The sequence below is a fragment of the uncultured Jatrophihabitans sp. genome, from assembly GCF_964252635.1.
GTDB lineage: Bacteria > Actinomycetota > Actinomycetes > Mycobacteriales > Jatrophihabitantaceae > Jatrophihabitans.
In genome coordinates this window covers 1-21,555 of sequence record NZ_CAXUNP010000033.1, presented here as the reverse complement: position 1 = coordinate 21,555, position 21,555 = coordinate 1, and the positions used below count along the sequence as shown (strand labels likewise).

Annotated in this window: 22 protein-coding genes and 1 pseudogene; 8 read left to right on the top strand and 15 right to left on the bottom strand. The window is 70.9% G+C overall.

Annotated elements, in window-relative coordinates; translation table 11 throughout:
• Nucleotides 1–186: 186 nt before the first annotated feature.
• Entirely contained in the window at nucleotides 187–912 is a 726-nt protein-coding gene (locus ACFFCA_RS14325) for a hypothetical protein (RefSeq protein ID WP_375485915.1), read from the bottom strand.
• 151 nt (nucleotides 913–1,063) lie between these two features.
• On the opposite strand from ACFFCA_RS14325, the gene ACFFCA_RS14320 reads away from it, so the two are divergent.
• The 5 genes from ACFFCA_RS14320 to ACFFCA_RS14300 all read left to right on the top strand — a co-directional run bounded on the left by ACFFCA_RS14320 (nucleotide 1,064) and on the right by ACFFCA_RS14300 (nucleotide 5,931).
• Complete coding sequence (locus tag ACFFCA_RS14320) at nucleotides 1,064–1,525, top strand: NUDIX domain-containing protein (RefSeq protein ID WP_375485913.1); 462 nt, start codon at nucleotides 1,064–1,066, stop codon at nucleotides 1,523–1,525.
• Between the two features lie 33 nt (nucleotides 1,526–1,558).
• Nucleotides 1,559–2,335, top strand: coding sequence for a YaaA family protein (locus ACFFCA_RS14315; protein ID WP_375485911.1), 777 nt, complete (start codon nucleotides 1,559–1,561; stop codon nucleotides 2,333–2,335).
• A 78-nt stretch (nucleotides 2,336–2,413) separates the two neighbouring features.
• A complete protein-coding gene (locus ACFFCA_RS14310) occupies nucleotides 2,414–3,055 on the top strand; it encodes a VOC family protein (protein WP_375485909.1) in 642 nt (213 codons plus the stop codon).
• Nucleotides 3,056–3,115: 60 nt separating this feature from the next.
• A complete protein-coding gene (locus ACFFCA_RS14305; RefSeq protein ID WP_375485907.1) occupies nucleotides 3,116–3,985 on the top strand; it encodes a phosphatase PAP2 family protein in 870 nt (289 codons plus the stop codon).
• Nucleotides 3,986–4,011: 26 nt separating this feature from the next.
• Nucleotides 4,012–5,931: a glycoside hydrolase family 15 protein gene (locus ACFFCA_RS14300; protein WP_375485905.1), complete on the top strand. Its 1,920-nt coding sequence runs from the start codon at nucleotides 4,012–4,014 to the stop codon at nucleotides 5,929–5,931.
• 1 nt (nucleotide 5,932) lies between these two features.
• Here the strand turns inward: ACFFCA_RS14300 and ACFFCA_RS14295 are convergent, their stop codons facing one another.
• Nucleotides 5,933–6,595: an alpha/beta fold hydrolase gene (locus tag ACFFCA_RS14295; protein ID WP_375485903.1), complete on the bottom strand. Its 663-nt coding sequence runs from the start codon at nucleotides 6,593–6,595 to the stop codon at nucleotides 5,933–5,935.
• Between the two features lie 63 nt (nucleotides 6,596–6,658).
• On the opposite strand from ACFFCA_RS14295, the gene ACFFCA_RS14290 reads away from it, so the two are divergent.
• The gene (locus ACFFCA_RS14290; RefSeq protein WP_375485901.1) at nucleotides 6,659–7,285 is read left to right on the top strand and encodes a flavin reductase family protein; all 627 of its coding nucleotides are present in this window, start codon (nucleotides 6,659–6,661) and stop codon (nucleotides 7,283–7,285) included.
• On the opposite strand, the gene ACFFCA_RS14285 is transcribed toward ACFFCA_RS14290, so the two are convergent.
• The 3 genes from ACFFCA_RS14285 to ACFFCA_RS14275 form a co-directional block, all read right to left on the bottom strand.
• Nucleotides 7,282–8,262: an Abi-alpha family protein gene (locus ACFFCA_RS14285; protein WP_375485900.1), complete on the bottom strand. Its 981-nt coding sequence runs from the start codon at nucleotides 8,260–8,262 to the stop codon at nucleotides 7,282–7,284. The two genes, ACFFCA_RS14290 and ACFFCA_RS14285, sit on opposite strands and share 4 nt — an antisense overlap.
• A 5-nt stretch (nucleotides 8,263–8,267) precedes the next feature.
• Entirely contained in the window at nucleotides 8,268–9,488 is a 1,221-nt protein-coding gene (locus tag ACFFCA_RS14280; RefSeq protein WP_375485962.1) for a hypothetical protein, read from the bottom strand.
• 184 nt (nucleotides 9,489–9,672) lie between these two features.
• Nucleotides 9,673–10,065: a nuclear transport factor 2 family protein gene (locus ACFFCA_RS14275; protein ID WP_375485898.1), complete on the bottom strand. Its 393-nt coding sequence runs from the start codon at nucleotides 10,063–10,065 to the stop codon at nucleotides 9,673–9,675.
• Nucleotides 10,066–10,125: 60 nt separating this feature from the next.
• Between ACFFCA_RS14275 and ACFFCA_RS14270 the strand changes: the two genes are divergently transcribed.
• A complete protein-coding gene (locus ACFFCA_RS14270; protein ID WP_375485896.1) occupies nucleotides 10,126–11,364 on the top strand; it encodes an MFS transporter in 1,239 nt (412 codons plus the stop codon).
• A gap of 34 nt (nucleotides 11,365–11,398) precedes the next feature.
• Here ACFFCA_RS14270 and msrA read toward each other — a convergent pair whose 3' ends face one another.
• From msrA to ACFFCA_RS14255, 3 genes are all read right to left on the bottom strand, one after another.
• Nucleotides 11,399–11,914, bottom strand: a complete 516-nt coding sequence (msrA, locus tag ACFFCA_RS14265) for a peptide-methionine (S)-S-oxide reductase MsrA (protein ID WP_375485894.1) — start codon at nucleotides 11,912–11,914, stop codon at nucleotides 11,399–11,401.
• An 88-nt stretch (nucleotides 11,915–12,002) separates the two neighbouring features.
• Nucleotides 12,003–13,481 (bottom strand): MFS transporter, encoded by a 1,479-nt coding sequence (locus ACFFCA_RS14260; RefSeq protein ID WP_375485960.1) that lies wholly within the window; start codon nucleotides 13,479–13,481, stop codon nucleotides 12,003–12,005.
• A gap of 88 nt (nucleotides 13,482–13,569) precedes the next feature.
• A complete protein-coding gene (locus ACFFCA_RS14255; RefSeq protein ID WP_375485892.1) occupies nucleotides 13,570–14,460 on the bottom strand; it encodes an SDR family oxidoreductase in 891 nt (296 codons plus the stop codon).
• Nucleotides 14,461–14,592: 132 nt separating this feature from the next.
• Between ACFFCA_RS14255 and ACFFCA_RS14250 the strand changes: the two genes are divergently transcribed.
• Complete coding sequence (locus tag ACFFCA_RS14250; protein ID WP_375485890.1) at nucleotides 14,593–15,165, top strand: TetR/AcrR family transcriptional regulator; 573 nt, start codon at nucleotides 14,593–14,595, stop codon at nucleotides 15,163–15,165.
• Between the two features lie 28 nt (nucleotides 15,166–15,193).
• Here the strand turns inward: ACFFCA_RS14250 and ACFFCA_RS14245 are convergent, their stop codons facing one another.
• The 7 genes and pseudogenes from ACFFCA_RS14245 to ACFFCA_RS14215 form a co-directional block, all read right to left on the bottom strand.
• Complete coding sequence (locus ACFFCA_RS14245) at nucleotides 15,194–15,817, bottom strand: DUF1345 domain-containing protein (RefSeq protein ID WP_375485888.1); 624 nt, start codon at nucleotides 15,815–15,817, stop codon at nucleotides 15,194–15,196.
• Between the two features lie 88 nt (nucleotides 15,818–15,905).
• Nucleotides 15,906–16,181: pseudogene (locus tag ACFFCA_RS14240) on the bottom strand (TetR-like C-terminal domain-containing protein); the annotation flags it as partial.
• A 325-nt stretch (nucleotides 16,182–16,506) separates the two neighbouring features.
• Entirely contained in the window at nucleotides 16,507–17,115 is a 609-nt protein-coding gene (locus tag ACFFCA_RS14235; protein ID WP_375485886.1) for a hypothetical protein, read from the bottom strand.
• Entirely contained in the window at nucleotides 17,103–17,627 is a 525-nt protein-coding gene (locus ACFFCA_RS14230; protein ID WP_375485885.1) for a hypothetical protein, read from the bottom strand. The genes ACFFCA_RS14235 and ACFFCA_RS14230 overlap by 13 nt, the downstream gene beginning before the upstream one ends.
• Nucleotides 17,627–18,679 carry a nucleotidyltransferase gene (locus tag ACFFCA_RS14225; RefSeq protein ID WP_375485883.1) on the bottom strand — a complete coding sequence of 351 codons (1,053 nt, stop codon included), beginning with the start codon at nucleotides 18,677–18,679 and terminating at the stop codon, nucleotides 17,627–17,629. Before ACFFCA_RS14225 ends, ACFFCA_RS14230 begins: the two co-directional genes overlap by 1 nt.
• Before the next feature lie 84 nt (nucleotides 18,680–18,763).
• Nucleotides 18,764–18,901 (bottom strand): hypothetical protein, encoded by a 138-nt coding sequence (locus ACFFCA_RS14220; protein ID WP_375485881.1) that lies wholly within the window; start codon nucleotides 18,899–18,901, stop codon nucleotides 18,764–18,766.
• Nucleotides 18,902–19,530: 629 nt separating this feature from the next.
• On the bottom strand, nucleotides 19,531–21,555 hold a 2,025-nt coding region (locus tag ACFFCA_RS14215; protein ID WP_375485879.1), incomplete at its 5' end, for a vitamin B12-dependent ribonucleotide reductase.

Below are 21,555 nucleotides of genomic sequence, written 5' to 3'. Positions count from 1 at the left end.
CGGAGCAGGCGCCTGTGTGGTGCCGAGGGCGAACTGTCGGCATCTCGTGGTATCGGCGCCCAGTGTGGTGTCGGCGGTCGGCGTGGTGTCGGCCGGTCGGCGTGGTGTCGGTGCACGCGTAGCAGGGGCACTCGACGTCGCGAGCACCCGGGATGGGGCGGGGCTAGGTCCGCCTCCTGCAGGTCGCTACTGCAGGTCGCCGGCGCGCCAGTGGGCTGCCGCCGCCGACAGCGCTGCGGCGACACGTTCGTTGCGCTGGGCCAGCTCGCCGACGTCGAGATCGTGGTCCGGGCCGCACGGCAGGGCACGGCGGCCGGCTGCGACAACCCGGAAGAACGCAGCGGCCCGTTCGAGCGCGACGTCGAGGTCGCCGCGGTACACGCCGGCCAGCATGGCGTCGGCGAAGTGCTGCACGGCAGGCGCGTCGGCGAAGTCGGCCACACCGGCCACCGCGGCCTCGGCCGGCGCCAGCGGCTCCCCCGCCCGCCACAACCGGGTGACCTCGTCGCCGTCGGAACGGCACCACTGCCGTAGCAGGTACAGCGCCCAGAGCGCCCCGGGCAGGCTCACCGGATCGGCGTCGCGCCAGAGCGCGGCCAGGGTGTCGAGGCCGACCCGGTCGGCCAGCTCGATGAACACCTCGCCGTCGCCCGGCGAGCGTCCGGCGCGGATCACCGCAGCCGCGGTGCTGGACGCGACCTCGGCCCGGGCACCCGGTGACGACGCGGCCCCTGCCGCATCGATCATCTCGGTCAGGTCGGCGAACAGCGCGGGCCGGTGCGGACGGGGCTGGTCCCCGGCCGTCACGTCGTGGTCCCGCGCCTGCGCATGCACCTCACGATACGGGGCGCCGGGGCGCGCACGACGCAGGTCGCAGCGGGTACCGTTGACGACGGCGTCGGCCCGATCCATGGCCCCCGGTCCCACAACAGCCGCCACGAGCGGCCTTCCGCCGAGAGGCGACCTGGCGGGCCGACGTCTCGACACCCCGGGCCCGACCGTCGTCGCTGACGATGGGGCCGGCGCAGGTCGGCACGGTCCCTGAGGTGGGTAGGACGACACGGTGGGCGACGGCAACGGCTGGGTGGTCTGCGCGTTGGGTCATCGTCACTGGGGCCGCTTCGGCGCGGCCGGTCTGCTGGTCACCAACGGGGTCAGCGTGCTGTTGCAGCACCGCGCCGTGTGGACGCACGAGGGAGGGACCTGGGCCCTGCCCGGCGGCGCGCGGGACAGCCACGAGACGGCACTCGACGCGGCGCTGCGTGAGACCCAGGAGGAGACCGACCTGGACGCGTCCGGCCTGGAACCGGTCGAGGAGTGGCGCGACGACCACGGCGGGTGGGCCTACACCACCATCGTGGCGAGCACGGTCGACACCGGCGCGGTGGAGCCCGCCAACGACGAGTCCACCGCGTTGCAGTGGTGGCCGATCCCCGAGGTCGGCTCGCTCGCTCTGCATCGCGGTTTCGCTGCCGCCTGGCCGCTGCTGCGGCCGCTGGCCGAGGCGATACGTCGGCCGGCCTGAGTTGCCGACGTCGCTGCAGTAGCGTCGCCGCACGTGCACATCTTGCTGCCCCCGAGCGAGGCCAAGGCCGCGGGCGGGCGCGGCCGGTCCCTGCGCGGCCGGCTCGACGACGGGCCGCTCGGCGAGGCACGGCAACGCACCACCGCCGCGCTCGCACGCCTGCTGGACGGGGACAGGCAGGCCGCGGCCCGGGCGCTGTTGCTGCCCGACGGCGTCGTCGACGACGCACTCGCCGACAACGCCCGCGTGCTGGACGCGCCGACGACCCCGGCCCTTCGCCGCTACACCGGCGTCGTCTACGACGGGCTGGCCTTCGCCACGTTGACCGCGACCGAGCAGCGGACGGCCGCCCGCACCGTCCAGGTCTTCTCGGGGTTGTTCGGTGTCGTGCGGGGCGACGAACCGGTGCCGCGGTACCGCGTCCCCGGCAAGGCCGTGCTGCCTGGTCTCGGCGTCGCCTCGACGTTCTGGCGCCCGGTCCTCGGACCCGTGCTCGACGACCGGCTCCGCCGCGGCCTCGTCGTCGACCTGCGCTCCGGCGACTACGCCGCGATGTGGCGCCCCGGGCCGGCGAGCGGAGTCCGGCTCGTGGCGGTCCGGGTGCTGTCGCCGCTGCCGCGCGGCGGGCACGGTGTCGTCAGCTTCACGAGCAAGCTGTCGAAAGGCCGCCTCGCCGCGGCCCTCGTGCGCCGCGTCGCCGAGGGTGGGCGGGTCGACACCGTCGAGGACGTCGCGGACGCCTGGGCCCACTGCGGCGGAGCCGGGCACCACCTGTACGACGACGGCCGCCTCGACCTCCACACGAGCTGACCCGCTCGCACGGAGCATCGGGTGCGCGTGGGTGACCCGCCTGCCGCGCCCGCGATCGCGTGGGTCACCATGTTTCGCATGCGCCTGGATCACCTCTCGTACGCGGCCGGCCCGGAAGGTCTCGCGGCCTGCGCGCAGCGCCTCGGCTCACGGCTCGGTGCGGGCTTCCGCGACGGCGGCATCCACCCGTCCTTCGGCACGCGCAACTTCGTGCTGCCGCTCGAGCACGGCTGCTACCTCGAGGTCGTCGAGGCCCTCGACCACCCGGCCGCGGACCGCGCGCCGTTCGGCCGCGCCGTCCGGGCACGCGGCGAGAGCGGTGGCGGGTGGCTGGCGTGGGCCGTCGCCGTCGACGACATCTCGGTCATCGAGCAGCGCCTCGGCCGGACCGCGGCCCGTGGTCACCGGCGTCGCCCCGACGGCTTCGACCTGCTGTGGCGCCAGATCGGCATCAACGACGTGTCCGAGGACCCTCAGCTTCCGTTCTTCACGGCCTGGGAGTCCGACCCCGAACACCACCCGTCGCACGGCGGCTCCGACATCGAACTGCAGTCGCTCGAGATCGCCGGCGACGAGCCGACCGTGGACGCCTACCTCGGCGAGTCCTCCCGGGAGCCCCTGGACGGCGTCGACGTGGAGTGGTCGGCCCCCGACGACGGCGACACCGGGCTGATCGCCGCCACGTTCAACACGCCGCGGGGCCGCGTCCGCCTCGACTGACGGCTGCGTACCGCGACCCGACCTGCAGGGACCTGCTCGTCCACGCGGGATAGTGGTGGCGTGGACAACGCGATGCTCACCTGGCAGCAGGGCCTGGTCCTGACGCTGGCGCTGGCTGCCGTCGCCGTGGTCTGCAGCCTGGTACACCGGGCTGTCGCACGCACCCTGGCCCCGTTCGCACGCGAGGCGACGATCATCGCCGGCCTGTACTCGCTCTGGCAGCTGGCCGGCACGCTGTCGGTGCGCGGTACCCAGGGGGCGTTCGCACGGGCCCGATGGATCGAGCGCACCGAGCACGCACTGCACCTGCCCCGCGAGTCGGACCTGCAGGTACTGGTCGACAACCGAGCCACTGCGCACGTCGCCGACCTCTACTACGCGACGATGCACTTCGGGGTGCTGTTCGTCTTCCTCGTCTGGTTGTTCGTGCGGCACCGGGACCGATACCGCGAGGTACGGCGCGTGCTGGCCGTGGCCACGTTCATCTGCCTGCTCATCCAGTTGCTGCCCGTCGCCCCGCCACGTCTGCTGCCGGGTTACGTGGACACCGCAGCCCGCTACGGCGACTCGGTCTACGGCAACGGTTCCGGGGCCGACGAGCTCTCGGCCATGCCGTCGGTGCACGTCGCGTGGGCAGTGCTCGTCGGCTGGTCCGTGTGGCGCATCGGCCGGGGCCGGTGGCGGGTACTCGGGCCGCTGCACGCCGTCGTCACCGTGGTGGTCGTGGTCAGCACGGCCAATCACTGGTGGGCCGACGGCGTCGTCGCCGTGGCCGTCCTGGTCGTCGCCCGGCTGCTGTGCCGGGGTGGCGAACGCGTGACGACGCGACTTTTCGGGCGCGACGAACGCATCGATCACGACACGGACCGCGCGCCGGAGTTGAGCGGGCCACCGCAGAGGGTCATCCTGCCCTCGAGCCCGTCCACCTGAGGAGAACGCCCCATGGAGACCACCTGATGGAGACCACCGGTGGCGTCGCGTACGGCGACCGCACCAGTTCCGGCGTCGGGACCCGCCTCACGCCGATCGGCGACTACGGCTTCCTGTCCGACGGCGAGGTCACCGCGCTCGTCTCCCCCGGCGGGTCCATCGACTGGATGTGCCTGCCGCGGATGGACTCGCCGAGCATCTTCGGCGCGATCCTGGGTCGCCACGCCGGCAGCTTCCGCGTCGCCCCCACCGACGTCACCGTGCCCGCCGCCCGGCGCTACCTGCCCGGCACGATGGTGCTGGAGACGAGCTGGGGCACCGACACGGGGTGGATCATCGTCCGCGACGCGCTGATCATGGGCCCGTGGCGCCACGAGGAGGCGTTGTCGGGCACCCAGCGCCGCACCCCCACCGACTACGAGGCCGAGCACGTCCTGCTGCGCACCATCCGGTGCGTCAAGGGCGAGGTGCAGACGGTCATCGAGTGCGAGCCGATCGCCGACTACGGCCGGACCCCGGTGCGCTGGCAGTACAGCGACCTGCTCTACCACCAGGGTGTGGGCACGGCACCGGGCTGGGACCACGAGCTGACCCTGACGACCGACATGCGGCTCGGTTTCGAGGGCAGCCGGGCGAGCGTGCGCACCCTGCTCAAGGAGGGCGACACCCGTTACATCGCGCTGTCCTGGGGCCGCAAGGAACCACCGCTGACCTACGAGGACGCGTACCGCAGGCAGGTGTGGACCGCTCACCACTGGCAGCACTGGCTCGGCCGCGGTCGGTTCCCCGACCACCCCTGGCGCTCCTACCTGCAGCGGTCGGCCCTGACCCTCAAGGGCCTGACCTACGGGCCGACGGGCGCGATCTGCGCGGCCGGCAGCACCTCATTGCCGGAGACCCTCGGCGGAGCCCGCAACTACGACTACCGCTTCAGCTGGATCCGGGACGCGACGTTCGCCCTGTGGGGCATGTACTCGCTTGGGTACGACTGGGAGGCCGTCGATTTCTTCAGCTTCATCGCCGACATCGCCGAGCGGGACGACGACCTGCAGATCATGTACGGCATCGGTGGTGAGCGCGACCTCAGCGAGTACACGCTGGACCACCTGCCCGGCTACGCCGACTCCCAGCCCGTGCGCATCGGCAACGCGGCGAGCACTCAGCAGCAGCACGACGTCTGGGGCGCGCTGCTCGATTCGGTGTACCTGCACAGCAAGGCCGCCGACCACGTCGACAGCCGCATCTGGCCCATCCTGGCCAAGCAGGTCAAGGCGGCCCTGAAGAACTGGCGCGCACCGGACGCCGGCATCTGGGAGGTCCGTGGCGAGCTGCAGCACTTCACGTCCTCCAAGATCATGTGCTGGGTGGCCGTCGATCGCGGCGCGAAGCTCGCGGCCGTCATCGGCCAGGACGCCGCGGCCGGCGAGTGGGAGCTCGCCGCCGCGGAGATCAAGCAGGACATCCTCGACAACGGTGTCGACGAGCGCGGCGTGTTCACGGCGTACTACGGCACGAAGGCGCTCGACGCGTCGCTGCTGCTCGCCCCGCTGCTGCGCTTCCTGCCGCCCGACGACGAGCGGATCGTCAACACCGTCCGCGCCATCGCCGACGAGCTCACCGAGCACGGCATGGTGCTGCGCTACCGCGTCGAGGAGACCGACGACGGGTTCGCGGGCGAGGAGGGGTCGTTCACGATCTGCTCGTTCTGGCTGGTGTCGGCGTTGTGCGAGATCGGCGACTACACCCGCGCCCGCGGCCTGTGCGCACGCCTGCTCTCACTCGCCGGGCCGCTCGAGCTCTACGCGGAGGAGATCGACGTGCACTCCGGGGCGCACCTGGGCAACTTCCCACAGGCCTTCACCCACCTGGCCCTGATCAACGCCGTCATGCACGTCATCGACACCGCCCACCTGCCCGACGGGCCGCCGACCGTCACCAGGACCTGACTCACACCTGGTCGAGCAACTCCGCGACGTCACCCGGTCGGCTGAGCAGCGGCGAGTGGTCGCTGTCCCACTCGACCGTCCGGGTGGCGCGGGCGGCCATGACCCGCTGCAGGTCCGGCGCCACCGTGCGGTCGTGGGTGCAGACGACGTAGGTCGACGGTGCGTGCCGCCACGAGAACGCGGACGGCCGGTCGCTGAACAACGCCCGCGCGACGGGTCGCAGCCGACGGCGCACCTCGTCCGCCGTCGTCGCGTCGGCGTGCTGGCACAGGATCGCGGGCGCGAGCTCGCCGTCGATGCTCACCTCGGACCGGTCGTCGCTGAACCGCAGGGCATCCGACAACCCGGTGGCGGGCACGGCGTGCCCCGGGGCCACGCGGGAGATGCTCTCCCCCTCGTCGAGGAGGAAGGCCGCCAGGTGGACCACGTGCCGGACCCGTGGATGGCCGCCGATCGCCGTCACCACCGCGCCGCCGTAGGAGTGCCCGACGAGCACGACGTCGTCGTCGATCCCGTCCAGCGCGGCACGCACCACCTTGGCGTCGCCGGCCGGCGTGCGCATCGGCAGCTCGACCGCGTGCGCCGGGCGCTCGAGCCGCGCGGTCACGCCGTCCCAGCTCCACCCGCCCAGCCAGAGACCGTGGACGAGGACCAGCGTGGTCATAGGCCGGTGCGGGACGGGGTGGTCACCCGAACACCCTGCCACGGCCTCTGCTTGGCTGGGCGGGTGCCCGAACGCCTCGAACTGTCCGCCGCCGACGTCGGCCGCGACATGTACCCCTGGTTGAACTGCTCGATCATCCCGCGCGCGATCGCCTGGGTGTCGACCATCTCTGCTGACGGCGTCGACAACGTCGCACCGCACTCGTTCACGACGGTGGCCGGGACCGACCCGGCCACCTTGTGCTTCACGTCGGTGGGCGCGAAGGACACCCTGGCCAACGTCCGCGCCACGGGCGAGTTCGTGCTCAACGTCGGGACCTGGCACCAGCTGCACGGCATGAACGACACCGCGACCGACTTCCCGGGTGCGCTCAGCGAGTTCGACGCGGCCGGGCTCGAGCGCGAACCGAGCACCGTGGTCGCTCCCCCGCGGGTGCGCGACGCCCCGGTGGCCTTCGAGTGCCGCGTGTCGGGCGAGCACGTCGTCGGCACGTGCGTCATGGTGTTCGGTGAGGTCGTGCACCTGGCCGCGCACACGTCGGTGCTGGCCGAGGACGGCCGCCCCGACGCCCGCCTCGTCGACCCGCTGGCCCGGTTGGGCCGCAACGAGTGGTCGAGGCTGGGCGAGCTGGTCGCGATCGACCGGATCCGCTACGAGGACTGGACCGACGGCCGCCGTTCGGCGGGCTAGCGGTCGCGGCCCGTCCGCTCCTCGATGGCGGTCATGCGGTCGCGGCCCCGGACAGGCCGGCCGTCGCGACCCGTCGCCGCCTTGCCGTTCAGCGGCAGGCAGGTCCGCACGAACTCCTCGCCGAAGGAGGTCAGGATGACGCTGCGCTGGACGATACGCGGCATCCGACCGGCGGACTGCATCGCCGACGCCACCTTGGGCTGGGCCTCGATGACCTGGTACCGGGTGGGGTTCTTCACCGGTTCCTCGGAGAACTCGAGCATGCCCAGCCGGCCGAGGTTGGTGAGGTAGAGATCGATGCGGTCGACGTTCCGCAGCCCGGCGTGCTCGGCGATCATGTTCATCCCGCTGGCCACGAGTTCGGAGCCGATCCCGAACGGCCGGTAGGTGCGGATGTCGATGGCCGGCTGCGGCCCCTCGAGGTAGACGTAGCGCAGGATGCGCGCCTCGTCCGGGGTGATGTCGGCGAGGATGCGGGCGAACGCCGGGTGGGTGTCCTCGACGACGTGGACGTCGTTGGAACGGCGCAGCAGGTCGGTACCGCGACGCTGCAAATCCAGCACCGACGCGCCGCGCGCGTCGGGCCGCTCAGGCGGCGGCGTCGCGGCTGCGGGGGCGGCGCCCGCCGGCAGACCCAGCGCCTTCCACGCCATGCTCCGCAGATCGGACGCGGCCTCCTGCAGGATCGCGGTGGCCGGCTCGCCCGCCACCGCGCGCTTGGAGACGTAGTTGGCCCCGGCGATGGTGGCCCCGACCGACCAGCTCATGAGCTGCCACGCGGACGCGGCGGCCACCCGGGCGACCTCCGGGGCCGCCCGCAGCACCGGCGGCCCGGGCATCGGGCGGCGACGCGGTCGCGAGACACCGTCCGGTCCGATCACCGGCCCGGGCTGCGGGCGACGGGTGACGGCCTTCGCGGCGTCCACGACGCCGTGCACGATGTTGTCGGCCAGGCTCTCGACCCGGTTGTCGGCCATGGCAGTCAGACTCCGAAGATGGCGAGGTGCAGCAGTCCGGCGAACAGTCCCAGCGCGCCGCCGTGGAAGAACAGTAGCCACTCGTCCTGCTTGATCGCCGACCGGAGCATCTCGGTGAAGTCCTCGGGCCCCATCCGCTTCATCTGCTCGGAGATGAAGGTGTAGATGCGTGAGGACTGCTGGCGGCTGAACTCCGCGTCGTTGAAGGCGATCGGGGCGAACCCGGTGGCCTCGGTGGCCACCGAGGCCTTGATGTTGTCGTACTCGGTCGAGCCGATGGCGATCCGCACCGCGGCGCGGGCCGGTCCCACGGCGCGGTCGACGGCGGGGCGCAGCGAGTCCTCCAGCAACTTGAGGGTGCGGTCGCTGCGCGGCCCGGTGAGCAGCTCGTTGCCGATGTTCTGCAGCGTGATCACCTTCTCCGAGATCATCTTCGAGTAGAGCTCGGTGACCTCGCCCTTGCGCTTGAGCAGCAGGCCCTGGTGCCACGGCAGCCACTTCTTGTACCGCACCGGCTCGAAGATCATCTCGATGCCGATGTAGTTGGCGACCCACCCGATGATGACGCCACCGACGGGCAGGACCCACCACTGAGGCAGAACCTGCAGGATGCCGAACAGCACGACACCCATCGGGAGACCGAAGTACAGCCCGAAGCGCTGCATGAACTTCAGTTCCTTCTTGCCCATGATCAGGAACAGCTCGTTGAGCAGCTCGGGATTGCGCCCGAAGTAGCTGATCACCATCATCTTGGCGTCGAGAAGCTGGTCGACGTTCTCGCCGATCTCGTCGGTGATGTTGCGGACGATGCCCGGCAGCTGGGCCCGCACGCGGGCGAACACCGCCTCCTTGATGACCGGCGGCAGGTCGTGCCACAGCTGAGGGTTCTCCTGTTGCATGATCTGCTCGACGACGTCGCGGATCTCGTTCTGGGCGACGGTCGCGAGGTGCGCGGCGATCTTGTCCGGCTCCAGCTCACGGTAGAAGTCGCTGGCGCTGCCGATCTTGGCCAGGCCCTTGTCCATGCTGATGCTGGCCATCTTGTCGGCGCGCGACGGGACGATCCCCTGCCAGCCGATCCGCCCGTCGTAGCGGAACAGCGGCAGCACCCGCACCTTGCGCGGCAGCACCGGGAACAGGATCCGCAGGCCGGGGACGCGGATGCCGTGGAAACGGATGGGCCGGAACAGCATCAGGACGCCGGTCCAGTTCGTGATGTAGCCCATGATGCCGGTGAACAGCGGGATCGTGATGAGGTCGACGACGGTCTTGTGGTCCACTGCGCTAGACCCGCTCCCCTCGCCGCTGTCCCGCCATCAGAGCCGGCTCACCATCGGGTCACTGTAGTGATACGAAGCCGGCCCGTCGCCTCAGAGTTACTCACGGGTAACACGGACCACGCACCAGGCGTCAGGCACCGGTCGCACCCAGCTGCGCCGCCATGCGCTCGATGAGCGCTTGCAGCCCTCGCAACGGCCGCACCATCACCGTGAACTCCGTGATCCTTCCGTCGTCGCCCCAGCGCAGCATGTCGACGCCCTGGACGAAGGTGCCGTCGAGGTCGGCCTCGAACTCCAGCACGGCGCTGCGCTCGTTGTGCCATTCCCCGACGTAGCGCAGGGTCGGCCCGAGCACGACCAGCGCGGCGCTGAGGTACACCGTCGTGACCTCCTTGCCCTCTTGCGGCTGGTACACCGCGGGCGAGCGGAACACGGCGTGGTCGGCGAGCAGGCCGGCCAGCAGGGTGGGATCGCGGGAGTCGGCGACCTCGTGCCAGGCACGCAGCGGGGCGGGAGCGCTCATGGTCACAAGTCAACCAGCCGGACGGCCGCTCCTCCCCTGCCCCGCCGTACCGTGGTCGCAGTGATCACCGACGCCGCCGCCCGTCCCAGACCTGCGGCGTCGCTGCAGGTCGTCACCATCACCCTCGCCGTCGCCTGCGGCCTGACCGTCGCCAACCTGTACTACTCCCAGCCGCTGCTGGAACTGATCGCGCGCGACTTCCACGTCAGCCAGGGCACGGCCACCCTCGTGGTGACGCTGACCCAGGTCGGCTATGCCCTCGGGCTGCTGTTCGTGCTGCCGCTCGGCGACCTGGTCGAGAACCGCACCCTGGTGACGCGGGTGCTGCTCGGGACCGCGGTCGCGCTCGTGATCGCGGCCGTCTCGCCGGACTTCGGGGTCTTCGTCGCTGCGTCGGTGCTCGTCGGCCTCACGTCGGTGGTCGCGCAGATCCTGGTGCCGGTGGCGGCGCACCTCGCCCCGCCGGAGCAGAGCGGGCGGCTGGTCGGCCGGGTCATGAGCGGGCTGCTGCTCGGCATCCTGCTGGCCCGCACCGTGTCGAGCCTGCTCGCCGGGTGGCTGGGCTGGCGAGCGATCTACGTGGTCTCGGCCGTGCTCATGGTCGTCCTCGTGGTGCTGCTGCACCGCGTGCTGCCGGCCCGTCGCCCGGACCACACCACGGGCTACCGCTCGCTGCTCGCCTCCGTGGGCGAGCTCGTCCGTCACGAACCGATCCTGCGCGCCCGGGCGCTGTGCCAGGGCACGATGTTCGGGGCGTTCACCGCGTTCTGGACGGCCATCGCCTACGAGCTCATCGACGAGCACGGCCTGTCGCAGACCCAGATCGCGCTGTTCGCGCTCATCGGTGCCGGCGGGGCCACGGCCGCTCCGATCGGCGGCTGGCTCGCCGACCGCGGGCACGGCCGCTCCGGCAGCGGTGTCATGCTCGTGCTGGCCGCGGGCGCGGTGGCGCTGGCCGGCGCCGGGCACTCCAGCGTGATCCTGCTCGCCCTGGGCGGCGTGCTGCTCGACCTGGCCGTGCAGTGCCACCAGGTGATGGGCCAGCAGGAGATCTACGCGCTGCGGCCCACGGCCCGCGCGCGGATCAACACCGTCTACATGACGACGGTGTTCGTCAGCGGTGCGATCAGCTCGGCGGTGGCCGGCCTGCTGCACGATGCGTACGGCTGGACGGGTGTGTGCTGGTTCGCGGCCGCCCTGCCGTTGGTGGGTCTCGTGATCTGGGCGTTCACCCTGCGGCCGTCGATGGCGCCTCAGCGGGCCGGGACACAGCTCGACCCGCGCCCGGCGGCCGGGTAGGCCGCTCGGACGCGGGTCGTGGTTCAGATGTGGGTCAGCTGACGGTGGCCTCGGCGCGCCGGGGCAGACGCCACTCCGCACGCGGGAAGTGGCAGGTGTAGCCCCACGGCAGCCGCTGCAGGTAGTCCTGGTGCTCGGGCTCGGCCTCCCAGAAGTCACCCACCGGCTCGACCTCCGTGACGACCTTGCCCGGCCACAGGCCGGAGGCGTCGACGTCGGCGATCGTGTCCAGCGCGACGCGCTTCTGCTCGTCGCTGGTGTAGTAGATCGCCGAGCGATAGCTCGCCCCGACGTCGTTGCCCTGCCGGTTGCGCGTCGACGGGTCGTGGATCTGGAAGAAGAACTCGAGCACCTCGCGGTAGCTCGTCAGGCTCGGATCGAACACGATCTCGACCGCCTCGGCGTGGTTGCCGTGGTTGCGGTACGTCGCGTTGGGGACGTCGCCGCCGCTGTAGCCCACGCGGGTCGAGACGATCCCCGGCTGCTTGCGGATCAGGTCCTGCATCCCCCAGAAACATCCGCCGGCCAGTACTGCACGCTCGGTGCTCATCGCACGCCTCCTCGCTCGTGCGTCCAGGCTCGTCGTGGCAGGCCTGGCACGCAACAGTTGCAACGACACCGGGGAGGCCGGTGTTCCCTCACGCCGGGGCGTCGGGGTGCCTGCGCCGAGCCCGCCGCGCCGCCCACACCGTCTCGACCACGACGGCTGCCCCGGCCACCAGCACGATGACCGACACGATCTTCAGGGCGGTCCCGGCCGCGGCGGTGTAGGAGCCGATCACGGCCGGGTGGCGCCCGGGATCGGTCGCGAGTGCCGCAGCGACGGTGTGCGGCACTCGCCCGCCGACGCGACCCGAGAGGTGGTGCACGAACTGCGCCGTCAACAGCGTGCCGACGACGGCCACGCCCAGCGCGCTGCCGAGCTCACGCGTCGTCGCCTGCAACCCGCCCGCGACCCCGGCCTGCTCGCGGGGCAGCGCGGCGGAGATCGCGATGGTCAGCGACGGCAGGGCCAGGGTGATCCCGCCGCCGATGACGACGAGCCAGAGCGCGTAGACGGCGTAGGGATCGTCGATGGCCGTCGCGAGGCCCCACAGCCCGGCCGCAGTGACGACGAACGCAGCCGCGAGGACCGCGGGTTGACCGATGCGGGCGACCAGGGCGGGGACGCGACGGGCGCCGACGAGGAGCGGGACGGTCAACGGCACGATGCCGAGCCCGGCCTGCAGCACGCCGAAGCCGCGGCCGTACTGCAGCAGCGAGGCGTTGAGGAAGAACAGGCCGAACATGCCAAAGAACACGACGAGCATGCCTAGGCAGGCGGCGCGCAGGGCCGGGATACGGAACAGCCGCGGATCCAGCAGCGGCTCCGGGGCCCGCAGCGCGCCGAGCACCCAAGTCGTGAACAGCGCGGCGGAGACCGCGAAGGCCGCGACGACGACCACGCTTCCCCAGCCCTGCTCGGGCCCCTGGATGATGCCGACGAGCAGGGCCAGCGTGGCCAGCGTCAGCAACAGCGCGGAGACCGGGTCCAGGGCTCGCTGGTGACGCTCGCTGCGCGGCGCCGTCCGGGCGACCCACACCGCGCAGAGCGCGGCCACCGGTGCCACGGCGGCGAACAGCCACCGCCACGACCCGATGGACAGCAACGCGCCTCCCCCGACGTTGCCGATCACGCCGCCGACGCCGGACATCGCGGCCCAGACGGCGATCGCGTGCGGGCGCCGGCGCGGAACGGTGGCGTGCACGAGCACCGCGAGCCCGTTCGGCAGGACCCCGGCCGCGCCGATGCCGGTGACGGCCCGGCCGGCCAGCATCACCGGAACGTTCGCAGCGAGCGCCGACACCACGGCGCCGACGGCGAAGACGGTCAGGCCGGCGAGGAGGACGCCCTTGCGGCCGTACCGGTCACCGAGGGCCCCAGCGGGGATCACCAGGCAGGCGAAGAGCACGACGTAGGCGTCGACGATCCACAGCAGCTGCGACGACGACGGGTCCAGTCCACTGGCCGCGAGTTTCGGTACGGCCAGGTTGATCGCAGCGACGAAGCCGACGACGAGGACGGTGCAGGCGCAGATACAGGCCAGCACCAGGCTCTGGCGGACCGGGCGCGGCATCGCCCCGTCCACTTGCCCCGTCAGGCCGTCGGTCTGCACCGTGTGCGCCGTCTGAACCGTCGCCTCCGGCGTCGTTCCGGACGTCATCTCACGACTCCAGGTAGGCGCCGCCGACGATGTCCTCGAGCAACCCGGGGCCGGTCGGGTTCCACGACAGCAGGTCGCGGGTCGTCTCGCTGGTGCCCGTCAGCGTGCTGGCGAAGAACTCGGCAACGATGCCGAAGTGCTCACCGGCGTCGTCCGGGTCGATCGAGGTCGTGGGCAGTCCCAGGCTGTCCCCGATCGCTTGGGCGATGTCGCGGGTGAGGACGGCCGTCTCGGCGATCGCGTGCAACCGGGTGCCTGCCGGTGCGCCATCGACCCCGAGCCGGATCAGGCGCGCGGCGTCCGAGCGGTGCACCGCCGACCACTGCGCCGATCCGTCGCCTACGTAGCCCGAGACGCCGTGCTTGCGGGCGGCGGCGACCAGCCAGGTGACGAAGCCCCAGTCACCCGCACCGTGGACGGACGGTGCGAACCGGACGGCGACGCCGCGGACACCGGACTGCTCGAGGACCAGGTTCTCGCTGCCGCCCCGGTCGGCCTCCGGCCCGACCTCGGGCGACGCGTCGGCCTCGGTGGCCGGGCGGCCGGTGACCAGGCCGGACAACGCGTTGGCGACCAGGAACGGGCGGTCGGTGCCGTCGATTGCGGTGAGCATGGTCTCGACCGCGGCACGCTCGGCGCGGTCGGACTCGGCCGGGTTGCCCCAGTCGTGCTTGTTGGCCAGGTGCACGACGGCGTCGGAGGCCTCGGCGCCACGGCGCAACGAGTCGAGGTCGTCGAGTTCGCCGCGCACGGCGGTCGCGCCCAGTGCCTCGACGCGGGCGGTGGACTCGGCGGAGCGGGCCAGGCCCAGCACCTCGTGGCCGGCGGCGACGAGCTCGGCGACGGTGCCGGATCCGATCCAGCCACTGGCTCCGGTGACGAAAACGCGCATGGTGGTACCTCCACAGACGGTGTCTCAATTGTTTCGAATCACGCTGCCTCGAATCTAACACAAACGATCCAGGGTGTCTCGTTTGTGTCGGGGATAGCATTGCGAGGCACACCGTCTCGCTACAGTGCTGTCATGAGGACCGAAACCGCCCGCGTCGGCCGGCCGCGCAGCGAGCAGGCCCGCTCGGCCGTGCTGCACGCCGTCGACGACCTGCTGGTGGAGGTCGGCTACGCGGCTATGACGATGAAGGGCATTGCCGAGCGCGCCGGCGTGGGGCGGCAGACCGTCTACCGGTGGTGGTCGACCAAGGCCGAGATCCTGTTCGAGGCGAGCGTCATCGATGCCCGCCAGGAGCTGGCCGTCCCGGTCACCGGGGATGCCCTGCACGACACCACCGCGTACGTCGACGCGCTGATCGCCTTCCTGTCCCGGTCCGACGCAGGAGCCGCCTACCGGGCGTTGCTGGGTGAGGCCCAGCACGACCGGGCGGTCGCCGAGCTGCTGGCCGGCACCGACGTGCTCGGCGACAGCGCCCGTGCCGTGCTGGCCGCCGGGCGCGGTGACGAGGGGCCGTCCGCCGACGTCCTCGACCGGGCGACGGCCGCTCTGGTCGGGCCGGTTCTGTATTGGGTACTGAGCGGCCGCGACGCGAACCGGCTCGACGCCCGCCGCATCGCCGGGGCGTCGTTGCGCGAGCTCGACTGAGGCCCGTCCGACAGCGCGGGTCCGACGGTCAGCTGGTGACGATGCCGACGACGAGGTTGATGGCAGCGGCAAGGATGCCGGTGCCGAAGACGTAGGACAGCAGCGTGTGCCGCAGCACGACCGCCCGGACCACCGAGTTCTCGACGTTGGTGTCCGAGACCTGGTAGGTCATGCCCAGGTTGTAGCTGAAGTAGAAGAAGTCGCGGTAGGCCGGCGGTTCGGTCTGGTTGAAGTCGACGCCGCCGATCGGGTCGACGTAGAAGAGGTAGGCGTAACGGGCGGCGTACATCAGGTGCAGCATCGCCCAGGCCATCGCCACCCCGGCCAGCCCGACGGCGGCCGCGGCCTTGCGATGCTCGGTGTGGCCGAGCACCAGCAGCACGACGATGGCCACCAGGCTGGCGACGGCCGCACCGACCACGACCAGTTCGTCCACGAAGGGCTTGAAGTTCTCGCGACGGGCGTGGTCGTGGGTGGTGCTCGCACTCATCGGCCAGAGCACCACGACGCCGGTGACCACGAACGTGGTGGCCATGACGGCGAGACCCGACAGGATGGCGAGGGCCGGGCCGACCAGCACGGCCACCAGCACCCCGGCCACGGCGCCGACGACCAGGGCGACGACCAGACGGACGGCAGCGGGCGTGGGCATGGCCGGCTCAGGATGGCACACCTCCCGAGCGGGCGACCGCCGGACTCGGAGGCCGGGCTACGTGCACCGGCCGCCACCGGCGGGCGGCTCACCCGTTCCGGCCCCGGCCGGCAGTGCGCCGCGTCGTCGGCTGCGGCTCGGCGCGGGCGCCGCGGAACGCATTCGTGACGAGCTGGTCGACGAGGCGGTCGTCGAGAGGCTCGTCGAGGACGAGGAGACGGTGGTAGCAGGCACCCCAGAGCTGATCAACCAGGACGTCCGGCGCGAGGTCGGCGCGCAGCTGGCCGCGTTCGCGCGCGCTGCGGAAGGCGCGGACGAAGCCAGCCAGCCCCTTAGGTCCGAGGCGTAGCGGCGAGCGGTACCGGACTCAGCCCACGCGCCGGCGTAGCTCTGCAACAAGTCACTCGTCGGCCGGTAAACCCGACCGTCCAGCGTCAGGAACGGCCCCCTGGGGACGTCGTCCTCGTGCCTCGTCGGCAGCGGGTCGTCATCGAGCAGCCGCGAGATGACCGCCGGGTCGCACGACTTCGACTCGTGGACGCTCACCTTGATCACGTCACCCGAATCCTCTCGGAATCCTGCTTGACCATGAAGAACGCTGTCCCACTGGGGACTAGCTCTGGGGGACAGCGTTCTTGGTTGGTTGCGCGTCGGCGTGTCGCGCTCGTGCGCCGTGCCGGCGGCAGGGCTCAGACCCAGTGGCTCCACACCCGCGAGGGAACGAGACGGCGCCGACCGAACCGGTAGGCGATCGCGTTCTCCAGCTTGGCGACGTGCGGCCATTGGTCGCCTGGCCCCCAGCCGTTGAGGTTCATCCCCGCGGCCGACGAGATGGGTGGGTTGTCCCACGCGTCCTTGATGGCCGGTCCCACCGTAATGTCGATCGCGGTCAGTGCCGCCTCGAAGAGTTGACCCAGAACGCGGTGTTCGGAGGCAACCCAGGTCCGGCAGGCCGCGAGCTGCTCCTGCAGGTCGTGGCCGCGCTCGACCAGCGCAGACAGGACGTCAGCTTCGTCGGAGGCCCTGCGCCGGACGCGGTACGGGTACTCACCGCGCGCGATGAGCGAGCGGACCGCGTTCGCGTAGCCCTCGCGCCGAGCGGTCGCGGCGGCTCGCAGGTTCCCGAGGACGCTCGTCACGAGCCCGGCGACGACCGACGACCCGAGCAGCGTGATGGCCACGACGAGCCACACGCTCGTCGAGTTGTCGTCGCTGACTGGCGCCGCTGGCTCCTCCCCGGTCCGAGCAACGAAGTTGGCGGCTGCAGTGGCGAGTAGGTGGACAGTCAGGACGCCCATCGGCGCTCCTCCTTGCGCATGAAGGCGCTGCAGATCGGGTGCGCACCTCCGGTGACGGGATAGTCGTGGGGAGCGTCCTCGACCGGCCACTGGCCTTCGCGACGGTAGTACTCCTCGTAAAAGAGGTGCCGGTAGACCCGAGTCACGTACTGCTCGAGACCATCGTCCCACTCCCAGCGCAGGTACCGCGGGTCCTTCGGGTACCACAGGCAGAGCTCCCCAGCGAGGTGGCCAAACTCCGGGCCGAGCGGCGACGGGTAGCGGTGGTGCCAGGTGCGTGCAGGGCCGAGCGGGTAGGAGTAGACAGCGCCGCTGGGCCAGATGGCGATGCGGGCTCGCTCATGCTGGTATCCGGCGACCTCGAGCTCGGGCAGCGGGGTGCATGCCATGTCGAGGACGACCCCGCCGCGCCGGGCTTCGAGAAGGCGGTCGACAGTGATGCCGAAGAGTTCGTTCCGGAGGACCCGACGCAAGCGCGCCGGGTCCTCCAGAACATCCTTGAGTGCGAGCATCAGGCGCGGGGGTTCCCGAACACCGTCGCCCCGCTAGTCATTGGGTGGCGGCTGGTCGACCACGAGCGGCCGGGCGCGGAGGCCTGCTGCCCCACCTGGGTGGTGCTCGGCCGACCGGTGGTACTCAGGCTGCCGGCCGCGAGCGCGGTGAGCGTGTTCTGGACCGACCGGTGCGGAGCTGCTGGGAAGGAGTCGCCGAAGAGCGAGTGCCACACGTCGATTGCGGCGTACATGTCTCCCGCGCGCTCAAAGGCGAGCGCCTCTGCTGCCTTCTTCGAGGCCTGGGCGTACACGCGTATTGCGGTCTGCCGCTCCTCGTATGTCCACTTCGCGCTGACGTCGTCCTCGCCGGCCGGCTCGAGGACCGGCCCCTTCACGGCCTCCTTGGCGTGGTCGAGGATGAGGGCGATCGCGACCTTGTCCGGCAGCTGGTGGGTGATGGCCGCGTAGGCCAGGGACTCCACCACGATCCCGGTGACGAACTCGAGTTCGTCGTGGTGCTTCGTCAGTTCCTTGGCCTCGCGCACCTGGTGCACGAACCGTCCGCCGGTGGCCTTGGTCCGGTCGGAGACGCGCTTGAGCTGGATGCGAGTGTTGCTCGGCTCCCAGGTGCGCTCGAACCGGTCCCCGATGAGGACGTAGTCGCCCTCGTAGTCGAACGCGGGCACGAGGTCGATAGTGAAGTCGACGTCCGGGAGGGTCACCCGCAGCGCCTTCCCGGCCGGCTCGTCGCCGACGTCGAACTGGGCCCCCGGCCAGCGCTCCAGGATGGGCGCCTTGAACGACTTCATGGCCTTACCCGGGCCGTCGGGTCCGCGCAGCTGCTCCCACATGTGCAGCGGGAGCAGGCACACGATGTCGATGTCCTTCAGGGGCTTCAGCATTGTCTTGCGGGCGATTGAGCCCTGGAGGAAACTGCCCGCGATAAGCCCCGCCTTTGCGAGGTCGTCGCGGATGGTGTTGTGGATGTTCTGCGCCTTCAGGCGCACGAACGGGTCGAGGTTGAGGTTTTCGTCCAGCTTGGTGAACGAGCTGTCCACGGTCCGCGCCATGGCGGCCTCCTAGAGGTTGAAGAGAGGTCGTGCCGGTCAGCACGGCCGAGTGGCGGCCCTCCCCGTAGGGAGGGCCGCCGAGAATCACTTCCGCTTCGGCGTCTGCGACAACGCGCTGGCGGCAGCCGACTTCGCGGCCTTGCCCACCTTCGGGTTGCTCAGCACCTTGCTGGCAGCCGACGCAGCCTTCGCGCTTGTCTGCCTGGTGTTCCTCTTGGTCATCTCTCTCTTCACCCCCGCCCCTGATGCCGTATGGACAAGCCGGCACCGGGGGTGGTCAGATACGGGTGAACGCCCCGCACTCGGCCACTCGGTCGGTGCCCTCGAGGCCCGGTCTGCCAGGACCGGGCCTCGAGTTCTTGTCTGGGCCTCGATGACCCGCGTGCAGTTGACCACCTCGCACCGACGCTGAACCGTCGGCGAGAGCTTCGTGGGCCAGTGCGATGCGACGACGCAGGCCGCGACACGCGAGCGGATAGCGCTCGACAGGTGCCAGACGTGAGGTCGGCCCGGCTCCCCACACGGGAGGCCGGGCCGGTCAAGGTCGGGGATGAGTCGGATCGGATCAGCGCCGTCGCTCGAGGCAGCATCCAGCGCCGGGACGTCGTCGCCCTGGTTTGAGTGCTGGGTCTGGCGAATCACGATGTTCCTCATCCACCTGGGGTCGTTGACGGAGGTTCGCGGGCCAGTCGGCGACTGGCCCAGCCAAGTTCGACCCCGGAGATGCGGTGTCCCACTGTTGGGAGCTAGCCCATAAGGGGACACCGCATCTTGGTTAGTTCGAGGGAGTTCTCACTTTCCTGTTCGAATGGATCCAGGCCGCCGCAGGGACACGGCAACGTCGGTTGATTTCAGCTGCAGCCGCTGGTGCTGCCGCAGCCCTCGCAGACGAAGCAGCTGCCGGCCGGGCGCATCTTGGTGCCGCAGTTCATGCACAGCGGCGCGTCGGCGGAGCTACCGGTGATCATCTCGAGCAGTTCGGTCGAGCTGTGCGCACCCGCGGGAGCGGGCAGCTCGGCCGCGTCGTTCTCGTCCACGACGTCGGTCGCCTTGGTGACCGGCGCGGACTGGGCCAGCGCCTCGAGGTCGAGCTCGCTCTCCCCCTCGGGCTGGGCGTAGGAGCCCGTCTCGAGCTGACGGGTCCGCTCGTCGGCGGTGTGGATGCCGAGCGAGGACCGGGTGTCGAAGTCCAGGTGGTCCAGCGCCAGGCGACGGAAGATGTAGTCGAGGATCGACTGCGCCATCCGCACGTCCGAGTCGTCGGTCAGGCCGGCGGGCTCGAAGCGCATGTTGGTGAACTTCTGCACGTAGGTCTCGAGCGGCACGCCGTACTGCAGCGCGATCGAGATGGCGATCGAGAACGCGTCCATGACGCCGGCGAGCGTCGAACCCTGCTTGCCGAGCTTGAGGAAGACCTCGCCGAGCCCGCCCTCCGGGTAGGAGCCCGCTGTCATGTAGCCCTCGGCGCCACCCACGGTGAACGAGGTGGTCGACGACGGGCGCGACTTCGGCAGCCGCTTTCGGGTGGGCTTGTAAACCACCTTCTCGACCTCGGCGGCCTCGGTCGAACCGGACGCCTTCGCCGAGCTGCCGGCCGACAGGGGCTGGCCCACCTTGCAGTTGTCGCGGTAGACGGCCAGCGCCTTGAGGCCGAGCTTCCAGCCCTGGAAGTAGACGTCCTCGATGTCCTCGACGGTGGCCGTCTCGGGCAGGTTGACCGTCTTGGAGATCGCACCGGACAGGAACGGCTGGACCGCCGCCATCATCCGCACGTGCCCCATGGCCTTGATCGGGCGGGCGCCCATCGCGCAGTCGAACACCTCGTAGTGCTCGGTGCGCAGGCCCGGCGCGTCGATGACGTGGCCGTGCTCGGCGATGTACTCGACGATCGCCTCGACCGACTCCTCCTGGTAGCCCAGCAGGCGCAGCGCACGCGGCACGGTCTGGTTGACGATCTGCATCGACCCGCCGCCGACGAGCTTCTTGAACTTCACCAGCGCGAGGTCGGGCTCGACGCCCGTGGTGTCGCAGTCCATCATCAGCCCGATGGTGCCGGTCGGCGCGAGCACCGAGGCCTGCGCGTTGCGCCAGCCGTTGCGCTCGCCGATCTTGTTGCCCTTGGTCCACTCGGCGGTGGCCAGGCTCAGGACGTCGCGGTCGTTCTGGTGCAGCGAACGCACCGAGTCGTTGGCGGCGGCGTGCTTGCGCATGACGCGGGCGTGGGCGGTGGCGTTGCGGGCGTAACCCTCGTACGGGCCGACGACGCCCGCCAGCTCGGCGGATCGACGGTAGGCGACACCGGTCATCAGCGAGGTGATCGCGGCGGCCAGCGCACGACCGCCGTCGGAGTCGTAGGCGAGGCCGGTGGCCATGAGCAGCGCGCCCAGGTTGGCGTAGCCGATGCCCAGCTGGCGGTAGTCGCGGGTGTTCGCACCGATCGCCTCGGTCGGGAAGTCGGCGAAGCAGATCGAGATGTCCATCGCGGTGATGATCAGCTCGACGGCCTTGACGAACCGCTCACTGGCGAAGCTGTTGTCCTTCTCGAGGAAGGTCATCAGGTTCAGCGAGGCCAGGTTGCAGGACGTGTTGTCCAGGCTCATGTACTCCGAGCAGGGGTTGGACGCGTTGATGCGGCCGGTCTCGGGGTTGGTGTGCCAGTCGTTGATCGTGTCGTCGTACTGGATGCCCGGGTCGGCGCACTCCCACGCGGCCTGCGCGACCTGCCGGAACAGGCCCTTGGCGTCGATGGTCTCGATGACCTGGTGGTCGCTGCGTGCCCGCAGCCCGAAGTCCGAGCCCTCGTCGACCGCGCGCATGAACTCGTCGCTGACGCGGACGGAGTTGTTGGCGTTCTGGTACTGCACCGAGGTGATGTC